Origin of the sequence: Acetobacter sp. (genome assembly GCF_022483985.1) — a bacterium.
Taxonomy (GTDB): Bacteria; Pseudomonadota; Alphaproteobacteria; order Acetobacterales; family Acetobacteraceae; genus Acetobacter.
Map to the genome: position 1 here is coordinate 573,266 of NZ_JAKVME010000001.1, position 15,493 is coordinate 588,758.

Genomic DNA, 15,493 nt, shown 5'->3' on the forward strand with positions numbered 1-15,493 from the left:
CGTTCCCTGTCACGCAAGCTCTTCTGATTAAAAAATAATTGCACAAAAGAAATGAATCCCGGTATGGCTTCAGACTGGGGCGCCTGAAAGGAAGGATGCCCTTTTGTTTGCGTTCAACGGGGAGGCCCATCCGATGGCTGTCGTTCAGACCGGAAATGGTGTCCGGATTACTGGCGATGAAGGACTGGACGTTCAGCGTACGGCCTTCACGGAAATACCGGTCATTGATCTCGCGGGCATGATGTCGCCGGACGAGACGGAACGGCAGGAAACTGGCGCCGCAGTCCGCAAGGCCTGCACTGAGGTTGGCTTTTTCTACGTGCGTAATCACGGGGTGAATCCGGATGTGCTGGCCCGGTGCTATGAAGAAAGCAAAGCTTTCTTCGCGCTGCCGGAGGCTGAAAAATGCCTTATCCATCTCAGGAACTCACCGAACCATCGCGGTTATGGGCCGCTGCTGGAAGAAAATACCAACCCTGACTCGCAGGGTGATCTGCATGAGGCTTTTGACCTTGCCGGTGATATTCCCGCCGATGATCCTGACGTGCTGGCGGGCAAGGCGCTGTATGGTCCCAATCTCTGGCCCACGCAGCCGTCCGGTTTCAAACCCGCCGTGCTCGACTGCTATAAAAGCCTTGTGAAACTGGGCCATGTGCTGTTTCGGGCTTTTGCTCTGGCCCTTGAACTGGAGGAAGATTACTTCCTGCCGCTGATCCGCAAACCCTGCGCGCATATGCGTATCCTTCGCTATCCGCCGCAGGAAGTCGTGGTCAGCGAAAAGCAGATCGGCATCGGCGCGCACTCGGATTATGAGTGTTTCACAATCCTGAACCAGAACGGTGACTCAGCGCTTCAGGTGCTGAACGCGGCTGGCGTGTGGGTGGAAGCGCCACCCATTCCGGATACGTTCGTCATCAATGTCGGGGACATGATGGCGCGCTGGACCAATGATCTGTTCTGTTCGACCCTGCATCGTGTCATCAACAGGTCAGGAAGAGAACGTTACTCCATCCCGCTTTTCTTCGGGCCTGATTATGACACGGTGATCAGCCCGCTGCCATCCTGTCAGGATGCGGACCATCCGCCGCTCTATCCGCCCATCAAGGCGGGAGACTACGTTCTCTCCCGTTTCGACGAGACGTATGACTATCGTCAGTCCCAGCCAGAAAAAGTCTGAATTCTCTCAAGCAGGATCATATACTCATGCAAGTTGAGGAAACCGGTAGCGCGGCTGTTCTGGAACGCGTGCCTACCCATCTGCGGACAACCCGCGTGGATCGGGTTTTCTGGAGCCATTTCTCACCCAACCTTGCGCCTTCCGCATGGGTTATCGGTGTTCTGGTGGTGGTGCTTGGTTTGCCGGGATGGACCGGTTTCGCAGTTCTGCTGATCGGCAATCTCCTCGGCTCGCTGCCGGTGGCGCTCTGCGCCGTGATGGGGCCTGAAACCGGACTTCCCCAGATGGAAGCGTCACGTTTCTCATTCGGCCGGATTGGGAAACGCCTGCCGTCCCTGATCAACTGGGCGAACTGCGTCGGCTGGGACGCGGTCAACAACGTGCCATCCGCGTTGGCTTTCATTCTGCTGCTGAAAATGGTCGGTCTGGCCGTGCCGTTCTGGCTCGCTCTGGGGATTCTGGCATTCGCCCAGTTGCTGGCGAGCATGGGTGGCCACGACATTGTGCAGGCAATTGAGAAATATCTCGGCTGGGTCCTGCTGGTTTCGTTTGCGATTGTCGGTGTGATCGCCGTTTTCCAGTCGTCGGGGCACGGCGCCGTCACGCCGGTCGCTGCGCCGCGTTTTGCCGATATCATGATCGGCATTGGCGCGGTCAGCAGTTTCAATATGGCATGGGCGGCCTATGCGTCGGATTACACGCGCTACGTGCCGCCCGGTACACCTTCTTCGCGGGTATTTTGGCTGACCTTCGGTGGCACATTCCTTTCCTCCTTCGTCATGGAACTGTTCGGCTTGCTGACCGGGGCTGCGATCAGTGACCCGTCTCCGGGATCGCTCATTGCAGCCTTGCAGAACTGGTCTGGTGTTTTCGCACCCGTTGCTCTGGCTGCCGTGGCGTTTTCCTCCATCGCGATCAATGCCGCGAACGACAATACCGCCGCCTACGCGCTGATTTCCGGAGGCGTGCATGTCAACCGCATGCTGAGCGCTGTGGTGACGGCGGGCATGGGTTATCTTCTTGCCGTGCTGGGTGAAGGAGCATTCGTGTCTCTCTACGAAAATTACCTGCTTCTCGCCCTTTATTGGATCGCGCCGTGGTGCGGGATCGTGCTGGCGGACTGGTATTGCCGTCCGGCTGCGCTGAAACCCTTGCGGATGCAGACACTGCACGGCTGGACATCTTCCGCAACACTGTTTGTCGTTGTGACGATTTTGACAATCGGCCTGTTCTCTTCGACGCCAATCTACACCGGGCCTGTCGCGGCGATGCTTGGGGGGGCGGACGTGGGTTATCTCCTCGGATTCTTCATGGCTGCTCTGGGACAGATCGCGCTGTTGAGTGTGCGTGAGCGGCGCGTGTCAGTCGCCCGTTTTCAGGATGCCTGATACGATGAGAACATTCATGACGACTGCAACGGGTAAACTCTGACATGATGGACCTGCTTCTCAAAAACGGCGTTCTGCCCGATGGCAGCCGGGCGGACATCGCCATCGCTGGTGGAAAAATCGCTGCTATTGAAGCGCAGTTTACAGGCGAGGCTATCGAGACGCTGGATCTGGAGGGTTATCTTGTCTCTCCGCCTTTCGTGGACAGCCATTTTCATCTTGATACGACACTGACAGCGGGCCTGATCCGTCACAATGCCAGCGGCACCCTTCTGGAAGGCATTCAGATATGGAAGGAAACAAAACCCCACCTGACGGAAGAGGATATTTACGCCCGTGCCCGCAAGCTGTGCGAGATGACCATCTCGCAGGGTACGCTCGCCATTCGGTCACACGTTGATATCAGCGACCCTGACCTGAAAGCGGTGCGTGCGCTGGTGCGCCTGCGGGACGATCTGAAACCGTGGATGACGATCCAGCTTGTCGCCTTTCCACAGGATGGCTTTTTCCGGATGGCGGGGGCAGCGGACCTGCTGGTCAGGGCGCTCGACATGGGGCTCGATCTGGTCGGCGGCATCCCCCATTACGAACGCACGACGCTTCAGGGTGGTGAGTCGATCGACGCGCTGTTCCGGCTGGCGGCTGACCGTGGCCTGCCGATAGACATGCATTGTGACGAAACGGACGATCCGAATTCGCGTCATGTCGAGACGATGGCGGCCTGCGCGATAACATACGGATTGCAGGGCAGGGTGACAGGCTCCCACCTGACCTCGATGCACTCCATGGATAACGCGTATGTCGATAAACTGATCGCGCTGATGGCGGAATCAGGTCTTGCGGCGGTTTCGAACCCCCTGATCAACATGACGCTGTCCGGGCGCTACGATACCTACCCCAAACGCAGGGGACTGACACGCGTTCCCGAACTGCTGCGTGCAGGCGTGCCGGTCGGGTTCGGTCATGACTGTGTGATGGACCCGTGGTACCGCCTCGGCAGTCACGACATGCTGGACGTGGCGTCCATGGGACTGCACGCCGCGCAGATGACCAGCGAGAGCGAGATGGCGGCCTGTTTCAGCAGCGTCACCGATATGGCGGCGGGTATTCTCGGACTGGACTCTTACGGGTTGAAGGTCGGCAATCCGGCTGATCTCGTTGTTCTACAGGCCTGCTCGGTGTTCGATGCGCTGCGGCTGCGCCCCTGTCGTCTCTATGTGCTGAGAAACGGCCGGATCATTTCACGGACAGCACCGCGTCTCAGCCAGTTGAAGCTATCCGAGGACCGGACGGTCGATCTGGCGCGCATCTGACACGGAGGATGGAGTGAACACCGCTCCATCCTTCGATACGGACCATCTTCCGGACAATCCGAAAAAAGCTGACGTTTTCTCAGAAATCCAGATTGGCGTAGTAGTCCGGCGGGTTCATGCCGGGCACCCGGTCGTTCAGCAGTGGACGGAAGCACGGGCGGGACTTGACGCGCGCATACCACTCACGGGCTGCAGGCTGCTTGCTCCAGTCGATATCACCGATGAAGTCGAGGCAGGAGACATGCGCGGCGGCAGCGAAGTCAGCCAGAGACAGCGTTCCACCCGCGAGCCAGGTCCGCGCCTCGGCGAGTTGGCCGATATAGTCCAGATGCGGACGAATATTGGCATATCCTTCCCGCAGGGCGGTGCCGTCCGGGTTGCCCCGTCCGCTCAGGCGTTTGAATACTTTCTCGCCAAGCAGCTTGCGGGTCACGTCACGGGCGAAAACCGTGTCGAACCACGCGACCAGACGACGCACCTCAACGCGTTCGGCGAGGGTCCGTCCAAGAAGGCACGGGTCTGGGTAGGCTTCTTCCAGATATTCGCAGATCACCGATGAATCCGGAACCACGAGCCCGTTGTCCTCCACCAGAACCGGCACTTCCTGCGCTGGATTCAGGCGGGCGAATTCAGGACGGTTCTCCCAGACGCGCTCTGTCAGCGGCTCGAACGGAAGACGTTTTTCACCCAGTGTCAGCCGGACTTTGCGGCAATAGGGTGACAGGGGAAAATGATGAAGGATTCGCATGTGCCCGCTTTAGGCGATCCTCACGCAACGCGCCAGTAGGCGCGTGCGGGTGGCTTGCGTGCGCGTATCCGTAACCGATGGGAAGGACTGTGGACAGAGGAGGTCCGGTCTCGACGGCTGATTGGCGAGGTGTTACCACCGGACTTACGGTTATCAACTGGCCGCACGATGGCGTGCCGGACAATTTTTCAGAGCAGGAACGAGCCCCAGATCGTGACGTCATCTACAGCTTCCGCCGATCCAGCAAGCCTGCCGCGCATCAGGGCCGGTGGACGTTCCTTCCTTGCGCTGGTGCTGACGCCCGAAGCTCCGCTCGATATCTGGCTTGTCGCTCTGGACCATCAGATCGGTCGCTCCGCCGGTTTTTTCGCTGGTAAGCCGATTATCCTCGATCTCACGCTTGTTCCGCTGGACACGCCGGGTCTTGCCGACCTGTTGCCCTCGCTTGAGGAGCGCAGCATCCGCGTTATCGGGATTGAGGGCGCGGATCGGGATGAAGAGGTTTTCTCGGGCTGGAACTGGCCTGAGGGGCTGAGTGGCGGGCGTTCGACAGCCGAAGAAGACATTCCTGCCGATTCCGTCGATGAACCTGAGCCCGCGCCCGGCGCACTGATTGTGGAAGATCCCGTGCGTTCCGGGCAGCATATTGTCTGGGCGGAAGGTGATGTGATCATTCTCGGCTCGGTCGCATCGGGCGCTGAAGTCTCCGCCGGCGGCTCGATCCATGTCTATGGAGCGCTCAGGGGACGCGCCATTGCAGGGATGGTGGGTCGTCCGGAAGCCCGGATATTCGCCCGGGTGATGGAGCCTGAACTGCTGGCCATTGACGGCTTCTATGCGATTGCCGAAGAAATGTCGCAGGATCTGATCGGAAAACCATCGCAGGCCGTACTCGTTGACGAAGTGCTTACTCTTAAGCCTCTAACGTAAGGCGTATTTCGTCATAATATTAATTTCCGGGCCTGGCCCTGATTTGGACACACATTCGACCCATTTGATGCAATGATTAACGGGTCGATATAGAAACAAGGACGAACAATTTATGGCGCAGGTTCTCGTCGTCACATCCGGCAAGGGCGGCGTCGGTAAGACCACCACCACCGCAGCTCTGGGCGCGGCGCTTGCCAAGACAGGCAAGTCCGTTGTCGTGGTCGATTTCGACGTTGGCCTGCGGAACCTCGATCTGGTGATGGGCGCCGAGCGTCGGGTCGTTTTCGATCTGGTCAATGTCATTCAGGGCGATGCGAAGCTGAATCAGGCTCTGATCAAGGACAAGCGTCTTGATACGCTCTCGCTGCTTCCGGCGTCCCAGACCCGTGACAAGGATGCCCTGACGGAAGAAGGCGTGGCGAAGGTCATGGCCGAACTGAAAGAGAAATTTGACTGGATCGTCTGTGACAGTCCGGCCGGTATCGAGCGCGGCGCCCAGTTGGCCATGGCGCACGCCGATCAGGCTGTGATCGTCACGAACCCTGAAGTATCTTCCGTGCGTGATAGTGACCGTATCATCGGCATGCTGGACAGCACGACGGAGAAGGCGAAGGCGGGCGAGAAGATGCCCAAGCATCTCCTGCTGACCCGTTACGATCCGGCCCGCGCCGCCCGTGGCGAGATGCTGAGCGTCGATGATGTCCTCGACATTCTCTCAATCCCGCTGATCGGCATCATTCCGGAAAGTCAGGATGTCCTGCGCTCGTCCAACCTCGGCGCGCCTGTCACTCTGGCGGCTCCCGAGAGCGCGCCGGCACGGGCTTATTTTGAGGCTGTTCGCCGTCTGGCCGGTGAGAAAGTCGACGTCACCGTCCCAACCGAGAAGAAGGGCCTGTTTGACTGGCTCTTCAAGCGGGGTGCTGCATGAGCTTTCTCACAAACCTGTTCAATCGCAAATCGTCTGCGCCTGTTGCGCGGGATCGTTTGCAGATTCTGCTGGCGCATGAACGCGCCAGTCTTGGTGAAGGCAAATCCGATCTTCTGGTTCAGTTGCAGAAAGAAATCATGGAAGTGATCAGTCGGCATGTCGCCGTTGATCAGGACAAGGTTCAGGTCAAGCTGGATCGTGGTTCAGGCTGTTCCATGCTGGAAATCGACATCGAGGTTCCAGGCATCGAGCAGAACGGTAAGGAAAAGAAAGACGACGCACATCCTGTATGAATCCGGTCTTTTCCGACTGAATTTGAAAATGGCGCTCCAGTTCACCCGGAGCGCCATTTTTCGTTTTGAATTGAAGTGACAAGGAATGCCTGTCTGACATGGCGTTCGGTCTGACCGGAAAGGTGGAGTTCTTGCTCGCTCACTGGCAGACGGGGTTTTATCGGGGGAGCGGACTGGCGGCAGGCCGAAATCAGAGCGGTATCCGTTCAGTTGGATCGCGGATGCCGCTCTAATTCAGTGTTTGTCGCGCAACATCCGACCAGACGATTCCGCCTGATCGGATGTTGCTCTAGCCTGCCGCCTGCTTCATTCAGCCGCCGAAGGGACGGAATGGACGCCGCGGACGGTGGGGGCGATAGTCATTCTCGTTCATGCGGAAATCCGGCACGCCACCCATCAGCGGGTCGGTGATGCTGTCACAACCGTTTTCCAGATGCCCTGCAAGCTGAACCTTGAAGCTGGAGTCACCTTCAACTTCAATCGTCAGGTCGTACCAGCCGCCGGTCTCTCTGGTCATGACCGTCAGCACATGGGAGTCCATGGGCTCAAGCACATGACGCCCACGCAGGACTTCGCCTGAGTAGCCATCCGTGATGCGGAGACGGGCGCTTGTGTGAGCATGATTGACCAGATCAACCAGCAGGACGTTTTCAAAGCGCTCAGAGCGGCTGTTGACGCCGACCTGCGCGAACGATCCTCCACGCAAGGTGCCCTGAAAGAGACGATAGAAACCATTGGGGCCATGCACTGACAGATCATAGGTTCTGTCGGTGTCAGACGCGGACCATGTGTCGCTCAGGCGCTTGTGGTCTTCGACTGTGTAGAAGCGGGCCATGTTGGTCGCTTTGGCGTCGCGAATATGGAAAGCAACGCCAGCGTCACCAGTATTGTGGAAACCGAGCACCATTTTCCCGGCGCTTGCGTGCGGGGTGGAGTGGATGTGCAGATCATAGGGCAGCGCTCTTGCCCGACGTATTCCCTTTTCCTGAACGGGAACGCTCTGGTTTGTGGGCACGGTCGGTACGTAGCTGTCATGTCTCTTGGCGTCGGCCGGCGCGAAGCTGGTCGTCGAAGGGAGGGGAGCAACATGTGTGTTCGGATTTTCGAAGTCGAAAGCCGATGTCAGGTCACCGGAGACCACACGACGCCAGGGCGAGATATTGGTTTCGATCAGGCCCGGATAGTGCGGCGCGAAACGGGCTTCGAGGAAGCGGATGAGCGAGGTGTGGTCAAACATTTCCGAGTTGACCCAGCCGCCGCGGCTCCATGGGGAGACGACCAGCATCGGCACGCGCGGTCCGAAACCATAGGGACCGGCGACATAGCTGGAAGAGCCCGGGTAGATCTCGTTTTCAATGGAAACCGTCGAACTGCCCTGTGTCGTGGACGGCGGCGGTGAGGGAGGAACGATATGGTCGAAAAAGCCGTCATTTTCATCGAACATGATGAACAGGGCGGTCTTGCTCCAGACATCCGGGTTGTCCGTGAGAATGTCGAGAACCTGCGAGATGTACCATGCGCCGTAATTTGAAGGCCAGTTCGGATGTTCCGAATAGGCTTCAGGTGCGACGATCCATGAAACCTGCGGCAGCGTTCCGGCTTTGACGTCGGCCTTGAAAATATCGAACAGCGTGCCGGACACGGCGGTATTGGTGCCGGTGCGGGCTTTCTGCGCCAGTGGCGAGGAATCGGCGGCGTTCTGATACTGGTGGAAATACAGGAGCGATGTGTCGCCGTAATTTCCGATATAGGGGTTGCTCGTCCAGCCCCATGACCCGGCAGCGGTCAGGCCCGTGCCGATGTCCTGATAGACTTTCCATGAAACGCCAGCGGCTTCGAGACGCTCGGGGTAGGTTGACCAGCCGTAACCGGCCTCGGCATTGCTGACCACGGGACCGCCGCCTGTGCCGTCGTTTCCGACATAACCTGTCCACATATAATAGCGGTTGGGGTCTGTCGCGCCCATGATCGAGCAGTGATAGGAATCACAGATCGTAAAGGCGTCCGCCAGAGCGTAATGGAACGGCACGTCTGCCCGCACGAGATGCGACATGCAGGTTGTGGTCTTGGCGGCGATCCAGTCGTCCCAGTTGCCGTTGTTCCAGGCTTCGTGGGTGGTGGCCCAGTCATGGGGCAGATCGGCGAGGAACTGCATGCCCATATCGGGTGCGTCAGGATGGAACGGCATCACCTTGTCCGTGCCGTTCGGCTGGCTCCAGACCGTGTTGCCGGATGGAAGGCGTACGGCGCGCGGGTCGTTGTAGCCCCGGACGCCCTGAAGCATACCGAAATAATGATCGAACGAACGGTTTTCCTGCATGAGGAAAATGACATGTTCGATATCGTCAATGGAACGGGTGCGCGTGTTGGCTGGCATTGCAACGGCCTTGCCGATGCTCTGTTGCAGCGTTGCCGCCATGGCGCTGGATGTCAAAAGCTTGAGAAAATTACGGCGATCGGTCTCGGTCATCACTTTGCTCTCGTGACTTGTGTGGACTCACGATTGCGCTGATAGCCTTGATGGGGAGAGCGTAGGTGACAGTATAATTAACGTGCTGTTAATGTTTTGATACGGAACAGACATTTAAGTATATAAAAATAGATTCTGATTATTAATTATAAAATCTGTATTGTTTAAGAAAGTATTGGGGAGTTTTCGAACTTCGTTTTCCGGGGTGCAAGACTGTAGCTGGTGACAGTCAGGACCATCCTGAAAACATACTCACAAGGGTCGCTTCACGACGAAGCGATGGTCCGGCGAGAGAGATTGCCTCGCTCGCCGGACCATTCAGACCACCTATTCTTCGAGCTGAAGCGCCTGCGTTGTCTCAGCGCGTAGTGTCTCGCAAAGAGGCTGGTTATCGGCCAGTTTCTGACCGAAAGAAGGGACGATCTCCTTGAGCTTTGCATCCCACGCCGAAAGCTGGGCGGGGAAGCACTTGCGGATGACGTTGAGCATGATCGGGGCCGCCGTGGAGGCGCCCGGGGAGGCGCCAAGCAGTGCGGCGACCGATCCGTCGGCTGAACTGATGACTTCCGTGCCAAACTGAAGCACGCCGCCTTTTTTCGCATCCGCCTTGATGACCTGCACGCGCTGGCCCGCCACAACCAGTTCCCAGTCCTCGTCACGCGCATCGGGCACGAAGTCCCGGAGTGCTTTCATCCGGTCCGTATTGCTCTGGAGTACCTGCTGGATCAGATACTTGGTCAGAGCCCAGTTATCCCGGGCCACAGCCAGAATAGCGCCGATATTGCCAGCCTTGATCGAGCGCGGCAGATCGAGCAGGGAGCCTGTTTTCAGGAAGCGTGTCGAGAAGCCTGCGTAGGGGCCGAACAGCAGGGCCGGTTCGCCGTCGATCATGCGGGTGTCGAGGTGAGGAACGGACATCGGAGGCGCGCCGACAGAGGCTTTGCCATAGACCTTGGCGCGGTGAGCCGCGATGACATCCGGATTCTTGCAACGCAGGAACTGTCCGCTGACCGGAAAACCGCCATAACCACGCGCTTCCGGGATGCCTGTCTTCTGGAGCAGCGGGAGCGCCGCGCCACCAGCGCCGATGAAGATGAAGCGGGCGCTGATCGTGCGTGACTGGCCTGTATGCCGCGCCTTGACGCGCACGTTCCAGCGTCCGTCAGCGCCCCGTTTGATGTCTTCGACCTCGTGGCCGGTATGAAGAGCGACCCCCGGTTTCTGCAGGAGAGCCTTGATCAGCAGATGAGACAGTGCGCCGAAATTGACGTCCGTGCCGGAGGCAATCCACGTTGCCGCCAGTTTTTCGTCTGCCGAGCGGTTTTTCATGACCAGCGGCATCCACTGGCGTAGCTGCTCGAAGTCTTCCGAATACCGCATGCCGGAAAAGAGAGGATGATCTTTCAGCGCCTCATAGCGACGACGGAGAAAATCGACGTTCTTGTCGCCCCACACGAAACTCATATGCGCGACGGGGGTGATGAAGTCGCGCGGATTGGCGATCTGGCCGGTTTTGACAAGATAGGACCAGAACTGGCGTGACACCTGAAACTGCTCGTTGACGTTCAGCGCCTTGCTGATGTCGATGCTGCCGTCAGCGTTTTCGGAGGTGTAGTTCAGTTCGCAGAGGGCGGAGTGGCCGGTCCCGGCATTGTTCCAGGCGTTCGAGCTTTCCTGCGCGACGTCGTCAAGGCGTTCGAAAATGTCGATCGTCCAGTCAGGCTGCAACGTGTTGAGAAAGGTGCCGAGCGTGGCGCTCATGACACCTCCGCCAATCAGGAGAACGTCCGTCGAAGCACGGACTTCAGTCGTTGCAGCACTCATAACTCTCTCCGGTCGATAAGATGTGACACGTCACAGGGATACATTGCCTGAGTAGGGGCCTGAGCAGGAGCCTGAATAGAGGCCTGAGTCGGGCCGTGGGCCGGGAGAATGACCCGGTCGGGGCAATAAGAAAAGTCTGCCGCGGACCATAAATCTTCCCGGCATTCCGTCATTGCTGGCTGCTCAACACTTCCAAGGCCTGTGTAATCCCAGAACATCGTCACCGGTATGCACATGATTTGTCCGGTTTACGGCATCATCTCTTTGCGAGCATCGGGAAACGGCACTGGTTATCAGGCGTTCTGCTCCCACATGATGTCGTGTTCGGCGGCTCAGGCCGGGACGCAGACAGTTTGAAGGAGCGACAGCAATGACGATCAGAAAATTCGGCACAGCCCACTGGGAAGGGAACATCAAAGAAGGCAAGGGCCTGATTTCCACCGAGAGCGGCGCCCTGAAGGATCAGCCTTACGGCTTCAACACCCGTTTTGAAGGCAAGCCCGGCTCCAATCCGGAAGAATTGATCGGCGCCGCCCATGCCTCCTGCTTCACGATGGCGCTTTCCCTTATCCTTGGAGACGCCGGATACACGGCGACGTCTCTTGATACAAAGGCTGTCGTGTCTCTGGACAAGCAGGAGGGCGGTTTCGCCATCACCGCGATCAATCTGACGCTTTCCGGCACAGTGCCGGGTGTCAGTCAGGAGGAGTTTCAGACTCTGGCGCAGAAGGCGAAAGAGAACTGCCCGGTTTCCAAGCTGTTCAAGACGGAGATTACTCTCGACGCTACTCTTTCAGCCTGAATCGGCGCTGAACGCGGCGTCACGGTCTCGACGCGAGTGGCATCCGGGTAGGAAAGGCAAGTCTTTTCCTGCCCGGGCTGGCAGTCGCCGTTCCGGTCAGTTTATCCCGCAAAAACAGGCTTGCTGACCATAAGCCAGAAAACGACGACCAGCCCCACGAAGGCTGGCCAGCCGAGCACGAACCACCACAGGAACGCCCGCTGAAAAGAAGACGGAAGAGGTTCATCCCGAACTGCGGCGTGTTCGGCCTCTCGCGCCATGCGTATCTGAAGTCCCACGACTGGAAACCAGCATAGGGCCGCGACGACATAAGCCGCGTATGTCAGAACCAGCCACGGAGACAGAAGGCTGTATCCGTCCATGATGGCGAGCCAGACTCCCGTAACGGGCTGGATGACGCCGGAAGGGCATGTCAGGCACCAGTCGGAACGGACAACCCGGCGAGCGGCCAGAGCGATTTCCCGCACACTGCCTGTCAGGCGGGATATGACCAGAACCAGCGCCGTCATGATGCCTGAGGCAAACAGGACGCAACTGCTGAAGACATGTGTGACGAGCAGAAGCTGGTGCAGCATGTTCAGCCTCCTTTCCCAAGCATACGCCAGATGGCTGCTCCAAATCCCAGTGTCGCCATCGCGTAAAAACCTGCGGCGATCATGAGACTACGGAAGGGTGGAGACCCGGAGGGACGGAACAGGAGACACGTCATGCCCAGACAGAGGCTGATGAGAGCCAGTAGTCCCGAACGGAGCGCGGAGGAAATCCAGGGGACATCGGGGGGAATGTGAAACAGGCCGACCAGATGGATACCGGAGAAGATGAGTATGCCGAAGAACGGCACGGTCAGCACCAGTCCGGCGAACAGAATCGCCTGAAAAACACCGCCTTCCTGACGGTTTTCTGATTGATCGGCCAGAGCGAGAGCAAGCTGGAAAAAGCCGCCAAAGCTCAGCCCGGCGACCATGATCGCCGAGAAAACATGCAACGGAAGCCAGAACGTGCTCATGAAATCTTACCGGTCGTCATCGGTCAGCGCGAGCACGGCGAGCAACCCCAGGATCGGCAGATTTTTCAGCAGTGCACCGTACGGATTTTTCCACAAACCCGGCTTCAGGATAGTCAGTCCGACGCTATATCCCGCGACAAGTCCGGCCTGACGACGCCACCCGCGTTTATGCACGCGCCCAGTAAAGATCTCCCAGACGAAAAACAGATCGACGAGGGAAAAACCATATCCCGCCGCACGGGCTGCGCGGGGTGGCACACCTTTTGCGGACAGAACGGTTTCGGCTTCCTTTCCCGCCGCCAGTCCGGCCAGTCCCGATCCCAGCCAGAGCAGACCGATGGAGGCTGAAAGCGCCGGTCGCAGGGCATGAAGCTTGGCGTGCCAGCGATCCTGAACGGACGAAGGGTTTTCCTGAAGAAAATCACTCATGGAGCGCGGCGTGACGCCGAACGTCGTCTGGCCGGGTAGGGGTGGCGTGGGCGAGATATAATCCGTGGCAAGCTGCTCGTGGATGGCGCTGCAAAGCCCGCCGATGGGAAAGACATCGCCCAGTCTGGCCAGCGCACGGGTCAAGCCGTCAGGCACAGCAATGTCCCGTGGGGTGGAAAAGCCCAGCCATGCCCGGATTTTCAGGGCGATATCGCGCGTGGTCAGCACCTCCGGACCACAGACATTCACGACCGCCGTCTGTTCCGTGACGGACGCGGTCAGCGCGGAGCGGACGACTTCCGCCATGTCGGGAAGGCAGACCGGCTGGAATTTCTGACGGCCCCCGTCCATGAGCGGCAGAAAGCCTGGTAGAGCGCACAGACCGCGTATCGCACTGCTCCCGCCATAACTGCCTTTGCCATAAAGGAATGAAGGACGCAGGATCACAACTGTCAGGGCAGGATGCGTGAGAGAGGCTTTCTGGAGCAGTTGCTCGCTTTCGAGCTTGGACGCGGCGTAGGGCGTTGTCGCGTGATCGATCCCTATCGCTGAAATATGGATGATACGGGCAACGCCGGCTTTCTCGCAGGCGGCAAGCAGCTTTTCGGTGCCGGTCACATGGACATCGCGTTCCGAAAAACCTGCTCCGCCTTTGAGAACGCCGACACAGTTTACAACGGCCTCACAGCCAGTGAGGTCGGCGGCAAGATCGGTGGCGCGTCCTTTTACGATATCGAATGATACGGTTCTGGCGGCTGGAAAACGGCGCGCCGTACGTGCCGCGTCCCGACAGAAGAGGGTGACGTTGTGTCCATGGGCAAGGAGGTTGGCGACTATTTCCGAACCGATGAAGCCGGAGCCTCCTATGACCGCCACATGCATTTTCTACCCCAGTGTCGCCGAGAGAATCTCAGTCGTTTCTATGTATTGAGGGTAAGATCAGCAAGCTGGCATTTTTGGATACGTCTTTTCTTTCCGTGATAAAAATCAGGAAAGAAAAGACGGACCGGGTGACATGATGCCTGACTGGCAGGAAGCTGAAACAGGGAAGTAGAGCTTTCCCCGTTATTTGGCGGAAACCGTGGTGCTCATGCCCAGCCTGTCGAGCAACTGGCGGTCCCGTGTCGCCGCCGGGTTCGGGGTCGTCAGCAGGCGTTCGCCGTAGAAGATCGAGTTTGCTCCGGCCAGAAAGCACAGCGTCTGCGCCTCATCCGTCATGTTCTCGCGTCCGGCGGCGAGGCGCACATGGCTGGAAGGCATCGTGATGCGTGCGACGGCGATCACGCGGACGAAATCAATCGGATCGACGTCCTCGGCCGTTTGCAGCGGTGTTCCGGCCACCTTGACCAGCAGGTTGATCGGCACGCTCTCGGGATGCTTCGGCATCGAGGCGAGCGACGCGATCATCCCGGCGCGGTCTGACTCCCCTTCGCCCATGCCGACAATCCCGCCGCAGCATACATTGATGCCTGCATCGCGCACGTTGGACAGTGTGTCGAGACGATCCTGATAGGTGCGCGTGGAGATGATCTCGCCATAAAATTCCGGCGAGGTGTCGATGTTGTGGTTGTAGTAATCCAGACCTGCATCCTTGAGGCGATGCGCCTGCCGGTCGTCCAGCATCCCGAGGGTGACGCAGGTTTCGAGACCCAGCGCCTTCACGCCTTCGATCATGGAACAGACCGTTTCCAGATCGTGATCCTTGGGGGAGCGCCATGCTGCTCCCATGCAGAACCGGGCGGCTCCGGCTTCCTTGGCGCGTTTTGCTTCCGCGATCACGCCGTCAACCGCCATGAGTTTTTCCGCCTTGATCCGTTCGTCATGGCGTGAACTCTGCGGGCAGTAGGCGCAGTCTTCCGGGCAGCCGCCTGTCTTGATCGACAGAAGAGTCGAAATCTGGATTTCCGTCGGATCGAAAAACTGCCGGTGCAGGGTCTGCGCCCGGTAAAGCAGTTCGGGGAAGGGAAGATTCAGAAGCGTTACGACTTCCTCACGTGTCCAGTCGTGCCTTAACGGCGTTCCTGCGTTCGTCTGTGACGGGGAAAGGGCGCTGAGGGAGCTGCCGTCTGCCATGGCTGGAAGATGTTCCTGTTATCTGCGGGGTGTCCGTTCTGGCACGGAATGCCCTCGGTTTTCAACGCGCAGAAAGGTCCGGTCCGTGTGGAGCGGAATAATGAGGAATATT

The 15,493-nt window shown here is 58.5% G+C and carries 14 protein-coding genes; 7 read left to right on the forward strand and 7 right to left on the reverse strand.

The genetic code is table 11. The annotated features are described in order from the left end of the window. Positions 1 to 133: 133 nt before the first annotated feature. Genes LKE90_RS02495 through LKE90_RS02505 form a run of 3 tightly spaced genes read left to right on the forward strand, consistent with a single transcriptional unit; the run spans position 134 to position 3,878 of the window. On the forward strand, positions 134 to 1,177 hold the full coding sequence (locus LKE90_RS02495) for an isopenicillin N synthase family dioxygenase (protein WP_291491257.1): 1,044 nt from the start codon (positions 134 to 136) through the stop codon (positions 1,175 to 1,177). 26 nt (positions 1,178 to 1,203) lie between these two features. After that, the gene (locus LKE90_RS02500; protein WP_291491258.1) at positions 1,204 to 2,565 is read left to right on the forward strand and encodes a purine-cytosine permease family protein; all 1,362 of its coding nucleotides are present in this window, start codon (positions 1,204 to 1,206) and stop codon (positions 2,563 to 2,565) included. Between the two features lie 44 nt (positions 2,566 to 2,609). Beyond that, positions 2,610 to 3,878, forward strand: coding sequence for a cytosine deaminase (locus tag LKE90_RS02505; protein ID WP_291500986.1), 1,269 nt, complete (start codon positions 2,610 to 2,612; stop codon positions 3,876 to 3,878). Positions 3,879 to 3,957: 79 nt separating this feature from the next. Here the strand turns inward: LKE90_RS02505 and fzlA are convergent, their stop codons facing one another. Next, on the reverse strand, positions 3,958 to 4,626 hold the full coding sequence (fzlA, locus tag LKE90_RS02510; RefSeq protein WP_291490672.1) for an FtsZ-binding protein FzlA: 669 nt from the start codon (positions 4,624 to 4,626) through the stop codon (positions 3,958 to 3,960). Between the two features lie 168 nt (positions 4,627 to 4,794). Between fzlA and minC the strand changes: the two genes are divergently transcribed. The 3 genes from minC to minE all read left to right on the forward strand — a co-directional run bounded on the left by minC (position 4,795) and on the right by minE (position 6,777). Then, the gene (gene minC / locus LKE90_RS02515; protein ID WP_291490674.1) at positions 4,795 to 5,556 is read left to right on the forward strand and encodes a septum site-determining protein MinC; all 762 of its coding nucleotides are present in this window, start codon (positions 4,795 to 4,797) and stop codon (positions 5,554 to 5,556) included. A gap of 112 nt (positions 5,557 to 5,668) precedes the next feature. After that, a complete protein-coding gene (gene minD, locus LKE90_RS02520) occupies positions 5,669 to 6,484 on the forward strand; it encodes a septum site-determining protein MinD (RefSeq protein ID WP_291490676.1) in 816 nt (271 codons plus the stop codon). Next, complete coding sequence (gene minE, locus LKE90_RS02525) at positions 6,481 to 6,777, forward strand: cell division topological specificity factor MinE (RefSeq protein ID WP_291490678.1); 297 nt, start codon at positions 6,481 to 6,483, stop codon at positions 6,775 to 6,777. Before minD ends, minE begins: the two co-directional genes overlap by 4 nt. Before the next feature lie 310 nt (positions 6,778 to 7,087). Here the strand turns inward: minE and LKE90_RS02530 are convergent, their stop codons facing one another. Both LKE90_RS02530 and LKE90_RS02535 read right to left on the reverse strand, forming a co-directional pair. After that, positions 7,088 to 9,247 (reverse strand): phosphocholine-specific phospholipase C, encoded by a 2,160-nt coding sequence (locus LKE90_RS02530; RefSeq protein ID WP_291490680.1) that lies wholly within the window; start codon positions 9,245 to 9,247, stop codon positions 7,088 to 7,090. A 327-nt stretch (positions 9,248 to 9,574) separates the two neighbouring features. Beyond that, positions 9,575 to 11,071, reverse strand: coding sequence for a malate:quinone oxidoreductase (locus LKE90_RS02535; RefSeq protein WP_291490682.1), 1,497 nt, complete (start codon positions 11,069 to 11,071; stop codon positions 9,575 to 9,577). 370 nt (positions 11,072 to 11,441) lie between these two features. On the opposite strand from LKE90_RS02535, the gene LKE90_RS02540 reads away from it, so the two are divergent. After that, complete coding sequence (locus tag LKE90_RS02540; protein WP_291490684.1) at positions 11,442 to 11,873, forward strand: OsmC family protein; 432 nt, start codon at positions 11,442 to 11,444, stop codon at positions 11,871 to 11,873. 101 nt (positions 11,874 to 11,974) lie between these two features. Here the strand turns inward: LKE90_RS02540 and LKE90_RS02545 are convergent, their stop codons facing one another. From LKE90_RS02545 to bioB, 4 genes are all read right to left on the reverse strand, one after another. Then, positions 11,975 to 12,448: a DUF2269 family protein gene (locus tag LKE90_RS02545; RefSeq protein WP_291490687.1), complete on the reverse strand. Its 474-nt coding sequence runs from the start codon at positions 12,446 to 12,448 to the stop codon at positions 11,975 to 11,977. Positions 12,449 to 12,450: 2 nt separating this feature from the next. Then, complete coding sequence (locus tag LKE90_RS02550) at positions 12,451 to 12,879, reverse strand: hypothetical protein (RefSeq protein ID WP_291490689.1); 429 nt, start codon at positions 12,877 to 12,879, stop codon at positions 12,451 to 12,453. A gap of 6 nt (positions 12,880 to 12,885) precedes the next feature. Next, positions 12,886 to 14,184 (reverse strand): SDR family oxidoreductase, encoded by a 1,299-nt coding sequence (locus LKE90_RS02555; RefSeq protein WP_291490691.1) that lies wholly within the window; start codon positions 14,182 to 14,184, stop codon positions 12,886 to 12,888. Between the two features lie 189 nt (positions 14,185 to 14,373). Next, positions 14,374 to 15,381, reverse strand: a complete 1,008-nt coding sequence (gene bioB, locus LKE90_RS02560; protein ID WP_291490693.1) for a biotin synthase BioB — start codon at positions 15,379 to 15,381, stop codon at positions 14,374 to 14,376. Between the last annotated feature and the right edge of the window lie 112 nt (positions 15,382 to 15,493).